This window comes from Okeania sp. (assembly GCF_983059655.1).
Window position 1 is genome coordinate 13,758 of sequence record NZ_CEZPJD010000015.1, and the last position, 16,707, is coordinate 30,464.

Genomic DNA, 16,707 nt, shown 5'->3' on the forward strand with positions numbered 1-16,707 from the left:
AGTAGGTCGCCAATCCGACAGCTTCCCTAGACACTGCTCGTCCAGCAACCAAAATATATAAAAATATAAAGTACCAGATATATAAATATAGCATTAATTATCATGAAATAGTAATACTTGTTTAAAAATATTACAATTGAATATTTGGTAAGGACTTTCTCCAATTATTTGGCTTTATTGAAAGCTATAAATTTAATTTTTAATTTTTTGATTTTGACTTTTGCTAAAGTTATGCTACTGGAGATATTGGCAGATAATGTAAAAAACTGAGTACAGTATTAAAGATGCCAGTGTTGGTACTTCACGCTATAACAAAGAGTAATGGGTGATTCGGAAACTTAGAGAATAGTTTTACTTTTATCCCTAAATTAAATCAGGGTTAAGTTAAAAGACAGTTGGCAGATAAGAATTTTTATTTCTTGATTGTCAAGTGTTGAGAATTCTACATAGTTTTAATGTTGCTCCAACTCTCTGATTTCTGAAAGTACCCTCTACTAGCGAACTTTATTAGTTGGCATTCCTAATCTCCATGCTGCGAATAATCACTCAGTGGCTTGAGGCACAAGCTGAATTAAAACGTATCACAGAACGTACCCACGATGATACGGCTATTCATAAAGAAACAACAGTGCGAGAAATCTTGCACTCAGTTAAAGAAAAAGGCGATGAGGCTCTATTACACTATACATCTGAGTTTGACCATGTTACCTTAACTCCTGAAGAGTTAAAAGTAAGCGGTTCAGAGTTAGATGCGGCCTATCAACAAGTAAATAAGGACTTATTAAATTCAATTCGTTTTGCTGCTAAACAGATAGAAGCTTTTCACCGACAGCGAGTTCCTAAATCTTGGGTTCAGTTCGGTGATGATGATGTGGTCTTGGGCAAACGCTACACACCAGTAGATCGAGCTGGTCTATATGTTCCTGGGGGTAAGGCTTCTTATCCAAGTACAGTTCTGATGAATGCTATACCTGCTCAAGTGGCCAAAGTCCCGAAGATTGTCATGGTTACACCACCTGGTCAAGGTAACAAAATTAATCCTGCTGTACTTGTGGCTGCCCAGGAGGCAGGCATTCAAGAAATTTATCGGATCGGAGGGGCACAGGCAATAGCTGCTCTCGCTTATGGGACAAAAACTATACCAAAAGTGGATGTCATTTCTGGGCCGGGTAATATCTATGTAACTTTGGCAAAGAAAATTGTTTACGGTACGGTAGGTATTGATTCTCTTGCTGGGCCTTCAGAGGTGATGATTATTGCAGATTCTGAAGCTAACCCAGTTCATCTAGCTGCAGATATGTTGGCTCAAGCAGAACATGATTCATTGGCTGCAGCTATCTTATTAACTACAGATTCAGCAATAGCACGTCAGGTGGTAACAGAGGTAGAGCGACAACTTGAGGATCATCCACGTCGCACAATGACAGAAAAGGCGATCGCCCATTACGGTTTAGTTGTTGTTGTTGAGTCTCTCGAAGCTGCTGCTCAACTTTCTAATCTATTTGCTCCAGAACATTTAGAGCTGGAAGTTTCAGACCCCTGGGCTTTACTGGACAATATTCGTCACGCTGGTGCTATTTTCCTTGGTTATTCTACTCCAGAAGCTGTGGGAGATTATTTGGCAGGGCCAAATCATACTTTGCCGACTTCTGGTGCTGCTCGTTATGCTTCAGCATTGGGAGTAGAAACATTTATGAAGCATTCTAGCTTGGTTCAATATTCTTCTGCTGCTTTGCATAAGGTAGCCACAACAATCGATCTATTGGCCACAACTGAGGGGTTGCCCTCTCATGCTAACTCGGTACGAGTTAGGACAAAAGTTCAGGAGCAGGAGCAACAAGAATGGATGAAAAAAGAAAACATTAATCAGGAAAATGATGGTAAAAATTTATAAGTAATACAAGATGACTCCCGTTAGAATCTTTAAGATCGCGGGAGAACATACTATTAATATAGAAGGCTTTCAACTTTATAGCAGAAGTGAAGAACTGAAGTTGGAAATATATTGTTTTGTCTAAGTTTTAAGCTTTTGATATACATATCTATGCGTTTTCCTTCGGCTCCTATAAAGTTTGTAATACTGACAAAGAAAGGGATTTATAGAAGCCATTTGGAATATTAGCTAATGTTGGGTTTTTAGGCCAAGAAGTGAGGATATTGATATTTAATTACTATAGATAGATATCTCCAACAATCAAAAATCATGCTCTTTTATTGCACTGTTATTCATCAATTCTTTCCCCCTACTCTGTACGGACGTTCCATGCAACGTCCCTACGACCTACTCCCTATGGGTGGAGGAGATGCTTAATAGATCCGTTTAGGGGTTCTATAAAGTAATTCTTAATTTCCCACAATTTTGCTACTAGCCTCTACGGTAGAAATTCTGTTTAAGCTAGATGGGGCAGCCTTTAAGCTAGTGATGTGCCGGAGATGGTGTTGGTGAAGCGTGTGTATGATATTAATAATTTTAATTACTTAGGGTTTGCTGAATAAATACCTTAGCGGCAGCTTTGCGTCAGCAAAAGCATTGACTGATATTGGTTGTAGCATTTTTTTGTCTCAAAAAGTGCCAGCTTTTCGTTGGCAAGAGCTGCATAAAGCTAGTATTTTGGCAGGCAACGACGGAAAAATTGGGGGACAATTATTCCAGCTACATATTCTGTAATCCACCACTTCTTCTGACTATTGACTACTAAGAAGAGCAAAAAGACTTTTTCAGCAAACCCTACTTAGTTCTCAGGTAGGGGAGCAGTCAGTAGGGCTACCTACAGGAAGACACAGTAAGGAGGGAAGAAATTAGGAATAGAATAGAAAGAGAAAGTTTTTTGTTTGCTGACGCACAACGCACGTTAACGCCTCAGTGGTACGTAGTTTTATTCCAAATTTTATCCAGACATAATATCATACCTCAAATCACTAACATCCCAGAGATATATGTTCGGTCAATATCAAAAAAGATGTATCTTTTAAGTGAGGTTTTGTTTCAGTTTTTATAGAGCAGATTAGTTGTTACTAAAATTTATTCACACTTGACTTGATTTCTTGGTAGAAACCTTAATTTCTCTATTTACTAATAGTGGTGGACATTATAATTATTTTGGTAACAGCAGACTAAACATTTGAGTCAATTACCATTACTATACAGAACGACCTATTTCTTCTCTCTACTAATACTCTTGTCTATGGCCTTCAAAACAATTATTGTAGCTCTCAGCAATTCAAACTCAGATCTAGATTTCATAATTCAAGCATTGGCAGAATTTCACTTAACATCAAAAACGAGAGTGATTTTATCTCATGTGGTTGCTATGGAAAAATCAGATTTAGACCGGAAAGCGGATCGACCTCAACCTGAAGGGAACAACATTTCTGTCGGGGAATTTGAAAAACAACTCAAAGTGTACAGAGAAAGACTTCCTTGTACTACTGAAGTAGAGGTTGTGGCCGGCGATCCAACTGAAGAAATAGTTCGCTTATCTAATATTTATAATGCAGATTTAATTGTAATTGGTAGTCGGGGATTAAAAGGTATAAATCGGATTTTGCAGGGTTCTATTAGTAGTCAGGTTGTTGCTGAAGCAAATTGCTCAGTGTTTGTTGTCAAGCAGAGATAGATCATACTATTTTTGTTAAAGGTAGAAGTATTCAGGTCTTCAACAACTAATAATTAATAATTAACAATTAACAATTACCTCTCCTTTAAAACGATGGTTTATCAACATAAAACTTGATAAAATAGATAAGTTATGTATAAGTCTTTCAAAGGTTTTTGTAAAAGAAAAAGTGTATTAAGAAGTACATCTTTTTTGATGACTTAAGTGGTTTTTCATATCTATTATGATTTTTTCTCTCTTCTCTCTTCCTCCCTGCTTCCTACAAGGTTTTCAGGAGTTCCTTATCACATAACTCACATTCCGCAATTCAATTTGTAACATGAAAATTAGTATAAAATCTTGGATTTGACAAATACCATTATAAGTACGAAAATAAGTCCTAAAATTTCATAAAATCTATATTCTCAAGCTACATATAAAATCAGGTGAAGTAAAGGGCATGAAAACTTTTTTTAAGCAGTCAATAGCTGCACTGACAACTTTAGGATTATTAACTTTCTTTTCTCTTCGTCCAGCACAAGTCAGGGCAAACTTCTTTGACCAAAAAGAAGTCGAGCAGTCTAGATACATTGCAATTGCAGTTCCTCGTGCTTTTGGGCCACAATTGCTGATTTTAGAGCAAAAAACCGATGCCAGACAATGTTGGGATGAAAGTGGCGATCGCCCTATTTTGGTCGATCCTCTATTACTAAATTTTGACTTTACGGGTATTTGTGGACGTGCCACCGACAGTAATGGTTATTCTATCCGAATGGCAGGTACTGATATGGCTCTTGACTATGCTCTCTCTTTACAAATGAGTGGGGGGGATATACGGTTGATGGGTATTTCTCGTGTTGATTCTAATGCACCACGACTACTGATCGGCAGAACTTATGGTTTAGCTGATGGGTTTACTAAAATTATTCTTGAACCTGGTTGGCGGTTTGCTAAAAGAACTTATGAGGGTAAGGAGTTAGGTCATATATATGTTACTACTGACTGGATGCCAACAGAGTTGGAAACGTATAATAACAATTAGATAGAGCAGTTTCCTCATTAATTAAGTAGATATTATTGATCGTTTTAGTAGGGACGTTACATGCGATGTCCCTACAGAACAGGGAAGAGAAGATAGGTAAAGCAAAAAATCAAAGAAAAAGAATATTTATCCGACCAGTAGTACCATATTAGTCACCAAATCTGCTGTATATCAAACTAAATTTAAAAAGGCGGTCATCAAAAATGACCGCCTTTTATTAATCCTCAACACCACTTAAAATAAATTGAAAAAGTAGTCAGCACAAATTCTGTGCCTTAACATAAACAGAGTTTTTTGAGAAAGAGCATCGACGACTGGCCGTGTTTCGTCTCGATGCTCTTACTGATTCGCTCCTCACACCGTAGATAGTCTAACTTACTAAGCTAGTTTTGTCACTATATTTCAGTAATTTTTTTTGACAAATTTTGAAAGCACTATCTATCAAGAGTTTCACCTTCTAGATAACCAATCTAAAATCAAAGAATTAACTATTGTTGGCCTTTCATCGTGGGGGCAATGACCCGTGTTGGGTATGGGAACAAATTGGATAGATGCACCTTTCTGTGCTAAATCTTGATAAATTTTTCCACCAGAAATTGGTGTCCAGGGGTCGTTTTCTCCCCAAATTACTAACAATGGTGCTTGAATTCTTGGTAACAATTCTGAGGGATGAGGTCCAGGAGGTGCAGTGAGAATTGAAGCAAAAACTTTCTGCGCTCCAGCGTCGCAAGAAGGACGATAAAGTAGTTCGATTAATTCATCTGTAATGGCATCTTGATTACAATAAACTTGTTTGAGAGTTCCACGAATACGATATTTTTGACGGACTTGATTGAAAATAAATGGTCCTAGAGCTGGGGAATTAACTAATTTGCTGAACATTCCCATTATGAATCTTAGAGGAGGATTTAATTCTTGAGGTCGATGGTTTAAGCCTCCTGCACAGTTAATGAGAATTCCACCTGTACAAATTTCTGGGTAGTCTGCGAGTATCATTAAGCTAAGTAATCCACCAATGGAGTTGCCTATAAAGACGGTGGGTTTCTGGATATGTTGGTTCCAGAAGTCGTATAGTAGTTCTTGCCAAAGTTCTAGTGAGTAATCCATGGGTGGCTTAGAAGATGCACCAAATCCTAGTAAGTCAAGAGCAAACACTTGATGACCTCCAGCTGCGAGAGTAGGGATATTGTTACGCCAATGACCTATGGATGCACCAAAGCCATGAATTAATATTAGGGGTTGTCCAGTTCCCATGACAGTATATTGGATTTGCTGGTTTTTCCAAGTCCAGGTATGTAGGTCTATTTGATTAGTTGGTGTTGCTATAACGGGGTTCATTTTATAAAGTTTTGTAAAGTCACATCCCTTATCATAATAGAAATTTTGGCAAAATTAGGTTGATTTATAATGGAAGAGTCCAGGATTATTATAGAAGCGATCGCTAAAGTACCTTGCGAATAAATATGCTAATTAACTGTGAAGTTGACTAATAAATTCTTGGTGTTCGGAACTAGATAATTTTTTCTGAAGTAGATTTAATACTTCAGGCAAATTTATTTCTATTAAGGATTTAACTGCTAACTATAACTCAGTGATTTTTTTACTTTTGAACCCTGAGTTTTTATTGATAGTAATGTAAATATACTCATTGTAACTAGGGTTTGCGCTCATCAAGTCTTTTTGTGATATTAGGGAGTAGTTAAGAGTTAGGATTTAAGGGATTTGTAGAAGAGGTAGTCATTCATAATTAATTGCCTTTTAGTTTTTATCTCATCATTAACCCAAAATTATTACTTTTTCTACTTTATTAACAGAAAAGCTGGTCCCTTTTCAGTAGCTAAAATTCTTCAAACCCATATCTGTTAATGCTTTGATATTTAATCAGTAATTCCTAACTAAAAATGCTAATTAACTGTGAAGTTGATTAATAAATTCTTGGTGTTCGGAACTAGATAATCCTTGTTGAAGAACATTTAAAACTTCAGCCAAATTTCCTTCTATTAAGGATTTCACTGCTAATCATAATCCAGGAAAAACTTGATTTTTTATAATTCCATTTTCATCTATTGTCGCAGAAATATACTCACCTTCAGACAACAAAAAATAACTGAATTCTTGCTCATAAACTCGCCAAACTAAATATTTTTTGACTCCATTACGTTGATAAATTTTTAATTTATATGATAAATCATAAGCAGCACTACTAGCAGCAACTTCAACAATTAATTCTGGTGCTCCTTCTATATAATCATCCTCGCTAATTTTTGTTTGTCCTCCTAAACTTGGTTCAATAAATAACATGGCATCTGGTTGAGGTTCATTATTTTTATCTAAAGGAGTAGTAGGATTATCGGCACTCCTAACTCCAGGAGTAGCAGCAGTATACACTCCTAACCAAGTATTAATTTGAAGATGAGGTTCTCCATGGGCAGAAAATCTTAATGTTGAAGCCATTTGGAATATTAGCTAATGTTGGGTTTTTAGGCTAAGAAGTGAGGATATTGATATTTTAATTACTATAGATAGATATCTCCAACAATCAAAAATTAAATCAATTATTGCACTGTTATTCATCAATATCTTTCCCCCTACTCTCTACTCTCTAATCCCTACTACCTATGCGTGGAGGAGATGCTTAATAGATCCGTTTAGGGGTTCTATAAACAATTCCTTCAATAAGTTCAGCTTTTTTATGTTTTGGCATAGATAAAGTAGCGCTTTTCAAACTCATCTCGAGTTAAGTGATCGCCATTTTCTAAAGGTATTATTGTAGTTTTGTTCATAGTGTTAATTAAAAATATAAATTACCGAAAAAAAGATTATAAAATTTGGTAGATTACTTTGATTTAAAGCCTCTCTTTTAAAGGAGAAACAAGAAAATATTTTACTTTTATTAAATCCTCTTCCTTTTAGAGATAGGTAATATCATGTCCGGTTGAATACTTATTATTAAAATAGTAGGGGAGCGGGGGAGTGGCGAGTAAGGGAGTAGGGAAAATAGAAAGATTTATTCTTTAAGCACTTATGATAAGTTTTTTCATCACTAATTATCCGGACATGATATAATTATCAATTATTGAATTTCCTTCTTCCTTCTTCCTTTCTTCTTTAAATATTAGCCATTCTATCCTTAACCATCATTTGCACAACATCTGGCATTTTATACTGTGCTTTCCATTCTAATTTTTCTTTAGCTTTAATTGGATTTGCTCTACCTACAGAAATATCAGTAGGGCGATATAAACTCCGGTCTACCTCTACATAATTTTGCCAATTTAATCCTACAGCAGCAAAAGCTTCTATTACAAAATCTTGCAAAGGATAACTTTCTCCAGTAGCAATTACATAATCATCTGGTTCCTCCTGCTGCAACATCAAATACATTGCTTCTACATATTCGGGTGCCCAACCCCAATCTCTCTCCACTGAAATATTTCCTAAATGTAATTTTTCATTACTACCATTAGCAATTTTACAAACAACTGAAACAATTTTTTGAGTTACAAAACGTTGAGGTCTGAGGGGAGATTCGTGATTAAATAATATGCCAGAACAAGCAAATAAATTGTAAGCTTCTCGATAATTTGCTACTTCCCAAAAAGCTGCAGATTTAGCAACAGCATAAGGACTTCTTGGGCGAAAAGGAGTAATTTCTGTAGCAGGTTGACCGCTTGTATCGCCAAAACATTCACTGGAGCTAGCATTATATAATTTAATTTTTGCTCCGATAAATCTAATTGCTTCTAACAAATTTAATGTGCCAGTAGCGATACTTTCTAATGTTTCTACAGGTTGTTGAAAAGATAGACCTACTGAACTTTGACCTGCTAGGTTATAAACTTCATCTGGTTGATATTTTGTTAATATTTGTAAGACACTTCTAAAGTCAGTTAAAGACATAGAGTCTAATTTAACTTTGTCACGGATATCTAAACGATATAAGTTGTTAAAAGTAGACATTTGAGCATCTCGGGAAGTGCCACAAACATTGTAACCTTTTTCTAGTAATAGTTTGGCTAAGTAGGAACCGTCTTGACCGGAAATTCCTGAAATTAATGCTGTTTTCATAATTTTTAAGGAAGCAGAAAAAAGAAATAAAGATTTGGGAGTTACTGAATAAGTTTGGAGTTTTAATTAATCAAAGTTTTAAGGGTTATTGGGATATTCATATAGCATTTCCCAAGAAACGTGAGGTAGAAAATTCTGGGTTTGAGGCAACAAGAAAATACGAAGAAAAAAGATAACTTTACCGAAAAATCGTGGGTATGCGCCTCCCCTTTTAAGGGGATAAAAAGCGGTCGATCTTCGGAGCTTCCCGTAGGGTGAGATGGCGAGGAAACCTGCGCCATATCTAATCGGCCAAGAGAAAAAATAATTCCGTACTTCAAGCCTCTTGCTTTCCTGCGGAATGCTGCGCAAACAGCTAGAGGTACTGATAACTGATAACTGATAACTGATAACTGAAATGACTTTTCCTAACAACTGATAACTGAAATTACTACCTCCTTACCTAATTGGATTAAATACTTCATTACATTCTATAATACCATTTTAAAATTAGTTAGGACATAGACTGATGATGAACTTTAAACAGGGAAATGCTTTTCCAAATTTTGCCTGTTTCCTGTTACGTGCTATATGTATCAATCTGGAATTGTTTCTGCTAGAATTTTAGCTAGATTTTTGAGATGTGCTGCATAGTTTTTTTGACTTTGATCTAGTGGTATTTTTTCCTGATTTTCTAGTTTGAGTTTGGTTTTTTCCAGTTCTGTTTGAGTTTGTTGAAGTTGAGATTGACTGGTATTCAATTCTTCTTGATACTTGAGATACTTAGATTGAGATTGTTCTAATTCTGCCTGTACTTCATCGAGTTGGAATTGGGTAATTTCTAATTCTTCTCGCACATCATGTAGTTCTGAGCAATATTTATCTAATTCTGTTTGAAGTTGCTGTAGTTTTGCTTCAGATTTTTTGACTGTTTCTTGGTTTTGCTGAAGTTGAGACTGAGCAGATACTAATTTTGCGGAAAGTTCATCTCTCTGAGATTGGGTATTTTCCAATTCTGTTTGAACTTGTTGTAGCTGTGCTTCATGATTTTTGGCTGTTTCTTGGTTTTGCTGAAGTTGAGAATGATATTTTTCTAACTCTCCTAATATTTGGTCTCTTTGAGATTGAGTATTTTCTAATTCTGTTTGAACTTGTTGTAGCTGTGCTTCCGAGTTTTTGGTTTTTTCTTGATTTTGCTGAAGTTGAGACTGAGCAGATACTAATTTTGCGGAAAACTCATCTTTTTGAGACTTAGTATTTTCTAATTCTGTTTGAACTTGTTGTAGCTGTGCTTCCGAGTTTTTGGTTTTTTCTTGATTTTGCTGAAGTTGAGACTGAGATTTTTCTAACTCTTCTAATATTTGGTCTCTTTGGGATTGGATATTTTCTAATTCTTCACAATTTTGCTGAAGTTGAGACTGGGTAGATACTAATTTGGCGGAAAGTTCATCTTTCTGAGACTGAAGATTTTCTAACTCGACTTGATTTTCCTGAAATTTTACCTCCAATGAAACACTATTCCCTATTTCTGAAATATCCACATCTCGAAAAACTGGGGTACTATTCCAAGGTTCAAAAGGTATAAATTTTGCAGTGGAAAAATGAGGTCGAAAGAAATATTTTCCCACTTCATTTAATAGACAAGCAGCAAAAGCAAAGGGAGTATTGGAAATAGCAACAAAATTACACTTACTCAATAAAAAGAAATTCAGATATTCTCGATTAACTTCAATCTCCAAGTCTTGAGCAGTTACAGGATGATATTCAGCAAAATAAACCAGAGGTAATTCCTCTATATTATCGCTGGCAATAAATAAAACTGGTTCCTCTAAAGTTTCCCATAAACCATCTAACCAAATCTTATACCACTCACTTGGAGCAACAGCAAAATTACTATTTTCATCTGAATATGATTGTAAATGTAAACCAATAATAGTTTTGCCACGAGAGTATAATTTTTCCCAAGCAACTTTTACTTTTTCCTCTATCTCTAATACAGGTTGAAACAAAGAACAAAAATATTCTTTAAAGGGCGCATAATAACGAGTGTGATATAAAAATTCTCCATGAATATCTACATTTTTCAAAACTTCTGTATTACCGAGGATAAATTCATTATCATTTTCCGAAACTTCAGGTAAATCTTCAGAAATTTCTCGGTCTTTATGCCCAAATAATTCTTGTCCTATCCATTTTGGAGTCTCTACTGATAAGGAATTTTCTTGAGCATATATTTTCAAGAAACCATACTGGAAAATTTGATTACCCAATCCACTATTTTTCCCAAGAGTAGACATACTAATTACTTGTTTTCTCACATAAAAAGCATCTCCCCAAGAAGGATGAAAAGGTGTTGCCTCCGCTATTTTGCCAAAACCATTCTCTGCTAAAAATTCATCAATTTTGTCTGCTAAAGCACAACCTTCATAGAGTTCTTCATAATTAACTTTAGTGTAAACTGCATCTATATATTTAAGTAAATTAGTTGCACCTTGTAATGCTAAAAGTTCTGCCCCTTGAATATCTAGATTGAGAATATTAAAATCTCCTGGTGTTAGTCCTAATTCTTGTAGCAAAGTATCAAGAGTTTTTGACTCAACAGTTAGTTGATGTGTTTCTTTAATATTTGGATAAATATTTCGATAAAATTTCAAAGGCAAAATGGAACTACTCTTTCCCATAGAGTTAACATATAATTTCACTTGTCCATCTTGATTACTAATAGCATAGTTAACAGCTTGCACATCAGTAGAAGCTTCAGCAATATTTGTTTTTAGCCTTTCAAATACTGTGGGGTTAGCTTCAATGAAAATAATTTTTGAAATATTTAACTCCTGGTAAGTTTTAATATCTTTACCCTCATAAGCACCTACATGAATAATGCCTCTAGGAAAAATTTTGTTTTGAGAGCAAAGGTTCTTTAAATCTAATTTCATTACTATTAATACTTAGATAATTTCAGTTCAAGAAAAAAATAAATAGGTAGCTCTGCCACTATTGAAAAAGGCAGAAGGCAGAAGGAAAAATTGTATGCAGATAGTCTTCGACAAGCCACTTGATATCTACAAACCCCAAACAATTTTAAGCACCATGTAGACGGTGGGGTATTATACCATTCCTCAAAAACTTTTCTACGTTTTCTTGAGTAGGGGAGTAGGGGAGTGGGGGAGAAGTAAACATAAGAACAATTAATATTAAATGAGCTGCTAATTAGCATGCAAAGTGATTGAATTTGTTTTAATTACTTAATAACTGAAGTGCTGCCCAAGTAGAGCATTACTTTTGAGAATTGGCATTAAGCTCGCAAAAGAAAAGATCAAATCAATCTTTAACCAAGAATAGAACTATTTCCTAAATGTAAAACAGAGATATTTTCAGTTATCAGTTATCAGTACCTCTGCAATAAGGAGACTTTAAATCAGGAATATTCTCTTTTTTTATCCCATTAAAATGGGAGGCGCATACCCACAATTTTTCGGTAAAATTAAGCCAATTTTTTGAGTTTATATTCTCTAGATATAGCATTTTCATTTGAGATGTAAAACAAGAATTGGTTATTTACTATAGCATTACAAAAATTGGGCGCGGACATTTTTCAATCCTAAAACCCTTTTACAGTTTCCTGTTCCCTATTCCCTAGCGCTATATTGCCTGAGATTTATTTGATAAATAATCGTAAGCATTTCCTGCGGAATGCTGCGCAAACAGCTATTAGCGGTCAGCTCTTCCTAGGTCATGCTGCGCAAACAGTTTTTTAATAAATGAAGCAAGCATTTGCTTAACTTCTACGACATTTTTAAACAAAGAATTGAAGCATAAGAACAGCAAGCTTAAATTGTCCACTAAAATTAATAAAGCTGATAGCTGATAGCTGACTGCTGAATGCTTACAAATAATCTTTGAATGTGCAACATACTTTAGCTTAATATAGTCAAGTTATAAAAAAACCTATACTTAACTTAACTGTGAATGTAGTAGAAAAACACCAAAAAGCCAGAGAATATTTGGCCCAAGGTAAAATTGATAGAGCGATCGCTTTGTGTCATCAAATTATAGAGCTAAAACCAGACTTTATTCCAGCTTATCAGACTATGGGAAATGCTTTAGAAATTCAAGGTAATTTCAAAGTGGCAATTGATTGGTGTATTAAGGCATTACAAATTCAGCCAAATTTAGCTGAATTATACAAAATGATTGGTAATTTATACTCTCGACAAAAGCAGTGGGATGAGGCGATCGCTAGTTACCAAAAAGCCATAAAATTACAACCAAATTTAACAGAAGTGTATGAAAATTTGGGAGATATTTTTAAGCAGCGTTATCAGGTTAATTTAAACATGGCGTTGAGTCATTATCGTCAAGCAATAGATTACTATCCTCAGAATGAAAGTAACTACCATAAGTTCTTAGAAATTCAACCCTATCATTCAGAAATATGCCGTCGTTTAGCTAATATCTTATTTGGAAGAGATAAATTAGGCTCTGCAATTATTTTTTATCAAATTGCCCTAATAACTGAACCAGAAAATCCCGAAATTCATTTTAATTTAGGTAAAATTTTGACAAAGCAAGGTGATATTCAGCAAGCAATTTATGAATATCAACTTGCCTTAGAAGTAGAGAAAAATAATCCAGAGATTTATCTAAATTTAGGAATAGTTTTGGCAAGAAAAGAAAGATGGTTAGAAGCGATCGTCTGTTACCGTCGTACTATTGAAATTAATCCTAACTCAAATTTAGCTTACAATTATTTAGGAGAAGCTTTAACAAAAGTAGGGGAATTAGAAGAAGCAATTTATGTTTTTGAGCAAGCAATAAATCTCAATTCCACCTCACCTTTATTTCATAAAAATTTAGGAGATGCTTTAGCAAGACAGGGAAAAATAGATGAAGCAAGTGTTGCTTATAGTCGTTTTATTGAATTAGAAGGAAGAAGGTAGAAGGTAGAAGGTAGAGGGAAAAATGTTGCTTTGTCTGAATTTTAAGCTTTTAATTTGTCCTAATACCAATTTGAAAAAAGAATGTTACAAATAGTAAGAGGAATAAAAAGACAAATGCAGGATATGTCCTTTGACAAAAAGAATGATTTCCTACCTAGAAAATGGTATTGAAGCTATTCATTCTGAATCCTGACTCCTAATAAATAACCTTTCTTTCGACTTTCGACAATACTTAGTTTAGGTAGCACTTCAGTTATTAATTAATAAACACAAGCTATAGCAATCCGCGCAGAGGTTGCGACAAATCAAAAAGTAGATAAAAAAACTGAAACTCTTACCTGTTCCCTATTCCCTGTTCCCTCTCTTGGTGCGCGTTCCCTCTCTTGGTCAGCATTCCGCAAGCGAGCTGACGGCGACGCGGGGTCTGACCGCTTGCGTCTGTCGCCGACGCGGGGTCGCACCGCTGTTCCCTAAAAAGCAGTAAAATTTTTGACACGAATAAAATAGGATTGCTATAAATCACTTTTTTGATAATTAGCGCCCTAGTAGCGCATTAATTATTATGTTTACTAATCCCCTACTCCCCCACTCCCTTACTTATCTCTGTCTCCGTGCCATAATCTGTGTGAGCCACTCTCCCACTCTGCTATTTCCTATTTTCTTGATAATATTTTTGTGCAGTTTGCATCCAAGCTAAAATCTGAGATTCTAGCCATTTTTTCTCATCATTTAACTGATTAATTTTCATCTCTAAAACCGAATTTTTATTCTCAATATTTTTAACCCAGTCCCTATATTCATCTACCTCAAACTTTAGGCGAGAATTTGCTTGTAAAATTTTTTGTATTCTAGTGCCTAACTCCTGTACAGAAATACTTAATTTTCCCGACTTACTCCGCCAATTTTCCAACAACTCGCATAACTTGAATGCTTCATCAAAATTTCCCTTTTCCAGATAATTATAAATTCTATAAAAACTCACCCATTTAACAGTTCTAGATAACACTTCACTTTCCCAATCATTTAATTCTGGGTCCGATAAATTTAAACAATCAATTAAATCGCTAGAAATTTGTAAATGTTCTTTCACCTGATAAAAATCATCAAAACTATGGGTTTTATTTCCTTCATGCCATCGATAATATCCCAATACTTCTTTGACAAAATATAAGTCAGCAATCAAAGCAATTCTCAACCATAATTCTAAATCCGCAGCATAAGCATAATTCTCATTAAATTTCCCACCTACTTTCTCTAAAACCTGTCTTCTCATTAATACAAACGGGCAACAAATAGGATTAGCTTCTCCCAAAATATTCCTCACCCATTCCTTGCCATTTACTAACTTATCCTCAGAATAATTTGCCCAATTCCAATTGAGATTATTATTATTAGCATCAACCACCATAACAGATGAAGTAACTAAACCTATATTTTGGTATTTATCCAAAATTTTTACCTTTTGCTCTAAATTTTTTGGCAACATCACATCATCCTGAGCAAAGATAGTAATATATTCACCATTAGCACTTTCTAAACACTTATTCCAATTAGTAAATAGTCCTAAATTTTTGGAATTTCTCAAGTATCTAATTCTGTTATCTTTCTGCAGATAACTTTTAATAATTTCTGGAGTATTATCGGTAGAACAATCATCAGAAATAATTAACTCAAAATCTGTAAATGTCTGTTGAAGGACACTATCTATTGCTTGAGTTAGAAATTCTCCAGAGTTATAAGTAGGTAAACAAACAGTAACTTGAGGACAATGATTGATAAGCATTTAATCTAATATTAATTTTGAAGTAATACTAATACCGTTTCACGGAAGTCAAAAGTCATGCATTAAGATTTTATAGAGCTACAAAACTTTGATGCTATAGTAATTTCAGGAAATTATTTAATATTGAAAGTTTGAAACTATTTGTGACATTTTTAAAGTGAATTGGTATAAGTTCGGTTTATATAGCGCTACGCCCTAGGGAATAAGGAATAGGGAACAGGAAATAGTGAACTGTACAAGGTTTTTTCCTGCAAAAACGCTATTTCAAGCCTCTGGTTTTAATAGGAGGTAATGATAACGGATAACTGAAATGAACGTGGGGTATGAAACCCACTACAAAAAAGATAATCAAAGTGATTGAAAAATCTTATTTTGATGTCTGTCAAACTCAAAATAAAGCTTTATATTTGTCACTAATAAATTAAAATGTTTACCAATATAGAAAAAATAGATAATAAACATTTCAAATTAATTTTATGAAACCATGTATTCTAATTCCTAAATTAAGTATTTAAGCAAAATTAATTATGCACTAACTTCTCACTCTGTCAGACTTAGAGATGAAATTATATACAAAAATTTGGCATGAGTACTTATTATTATTCCTGAATTATAAATTATCACAATTTAGAGCAAACTTTTTTCGATTGCTATGAAATATTTTGAGTTACTGCAAATGGGAGTGTGACTAAGTTATTTTAATTGTAAGCATTCAGCCGTCAGCTATCAGCTATTGCTTTTAGTTTAGGATAAAAGCAATATTTAATTGTTTTACTACAAAAGTTTCCTCCCTTGCCCTTAAAGTCTTTTTTTAATTTAAACATTGTCCTATACGGAGAGAGTATTGTTGCGCTCGAGCTGACAGCTAATAGCTGTTTGCGCAGCATTCCGTAGGAAATGCTTACTTTTAATTATTCTTGTTCCTGCTGATAAGTGGGAACGTAAACTTAAAAATATAGCAACTGCCATTAAGCAGGCACACAAAATTAATTTCCTATTTTTGTTATCAAAATATAGGGTGCATCTCAATGCGTGAATAAAGCCTAAAATTTATCACTTTTAGGCAACAGACAACAGGCAATATATAGGAAAAAAGTATTTTTACAAATGTGAGATGCACCCAAAATATATCCTTAGATAAAAAGAAGCAAAATGCTGATTTATATGAGATTCATGTTTGGAATTAAATATGGAGACGAAAAAAATTTTAGAAAGAATAAGTTTCTAAAGTAAATTTCCTCAAGGTAAGCATTCAGCTATTAGCGGTCAGCTATCAGCAATAAAAACCTCAAACTTAAG

11 protein-coding genes are annotated in these 16,707 nt (G+C 34.5%); 5 read left to right on the forward strand and 6 right to left on the reverse strand.

The window, feature by feature from the left end; genetic code table 11:
* Positions 1-529: 529 nt before the first annotated feature.
* The 4 genes from hisD to AC3DU7_RS02185 all read left to right on the forward strand — a co-directional run bounded on the left by hisD (position 530) and on the right by AC3DU7_RS02185 (position 4,638).
* A complete protein-coding gene (gene hisD / locus AC3DU7_RS02170; protein ID WP_488037727.1) occupies positions 530-1,894 on the forward strand; it encodes a histidinol dehydrogenase in 1,365 nt (454 codons plus the stop codon).
* A 636-nt stretch (positions 1,895-2,530) separates the two neighbouring features.
* Positions 2,531-2,668, forward strand: coding sequence for a hypothetical protein (locus AC3DU7_RS02175; RefSeq protein ID WP_488037728.1), 138 nt, complete (start codon positions 2,531-2,533; stop codon positions 2,666-2,668).
* Between the two features lie 517 nt (positions 2,669-3,185).
* Complete coding sequence (locus AC3DU7_RS02180; RefSeq protein ID WP_488037729.1) at positions 3,186-3,617, forward strand: universal stress protein; 432 nt, start codon at positions 3,186-3,188, stop codon at positions 3,615-3,617.
* 439 nt (positions 3,618-4,056) lie between these two features.
* Positions 4,057-4,638: a DUF3747 domain-containing protein gene (locus AC3DU7_RS02185; protein ID WP_488037730.1), complete on the forward strand. Its 582-nt coding sequence runs from the start codon at positions 4,057-4,059 to the stop codon at positions 4,636-4,638.
* Between the two features lie 450 nt (positions 4,639-5,088).
* Here the strand turns inward: AC3DU7_RS02185 and AC3DU7_RS02190 are convergent, their stop codons facing one another.
* The 4 genes from AC3DU7_RS02190 to AC3DU7_RS02205 form a co-directional block, all read right to left on the reverse strand.
* The gene (locus AC3DU7_RS02190) at positions 5,089-5,976 is read right to left on the reverse strand and encodes an alpha/beta fold hydrolase (RefSeq protein WP_488037731.1); all 888 of its coding nucleotides are present in this window, start codon (positions 5,974-5,976) and stop codon (positions 5,089-5,091) included.
* A gap of 681 nt (positions 5,977-6,657) precedes the next feature.
* Positions 6,658-7,092, reverse strand: a complete 435-nt coding sequence (locus AC3DU7_RS02195) for a Uma2 family endonuclease (RefSeq protein WP_488037732.1) — start codon at positions 7,090-7,092, stop codon at positions 6,658-6,660.
* A gap of 654 nt (positions 7,093-7,746) precedes the next feature.
* Positions 7,747-8,706 carry a GDP-mannose 4,6-dehydratase gene (locus tag AC3DU7_RS02200; protein WP_488037733.1) on the reverse strand — a complete coding sequence of 320 codons (960 nt, stop codon included), beginning with the start codon at positions 8,704-8,706 and terminating at the stop codon, positions 7,747-7,749.
* Positions 8,707-9,281: 575 nt separating this feature from the next.
* Positions 9,282-11,621, reverse strand: a complete 2,340-nt coding sequence (locus AC3DU7_RS02205) for an FkbM family methyltransferase (RefSeq protein ID WP_488037734.1) — start codon at positions 11,619-11,621, stop codon at positions 9,282-9,284.
* Between the two features lie 1,029 nt (positions 11,622-12,650).
* Between AC3DU7_RS02205 and AC3DU7_RS02210 the strand changes: the two genes are divergently transcribed.
* Positions 12,651-13,625, forward strand: coding sequence for a tetratricopeptide repeat protein (locus AC3DU7_RS02210; protein WP_488037735.1), 975 nt, complete (start codon positions 12,651-12,653; stop codon positions 13,623-13,625).
* Positions 13,626-13,930: 305 nt separating this feature from the next.
* Here the strand turns inward: AC3DU7_RS02210 and AC3DU7_RS02215 are convergent, their stop codons facing one another.
* The gene (locus AC3DU7_RS02215; RefSeq protein WP_488037736.1) at positions 13,931-14,086 is read right to left on the reverse strand and encodes a hypothetical protein; all 156 of its coding nucleotides are present in this window, start codon (positions 14,084-14,086) and stop codon (positions 13,931-13,933) included.
* Positions 14,087-14,271: 185 nt separating this feature from the next.
* Positions 14,272-15,408: a glycosyltransferase family 2 protein gene (locus tag AC3DU7_RS02220; RefSeq protein ID WP_488037737.1), complete on the reverse strand. Its 1,137-nt coding sequence runs from the start codon at positions 15,406-15,408 to the stop codon at positions 14,272-14,274.
* Positions 15,409-16,707: the final 1,299 nt, after the last annotated feature.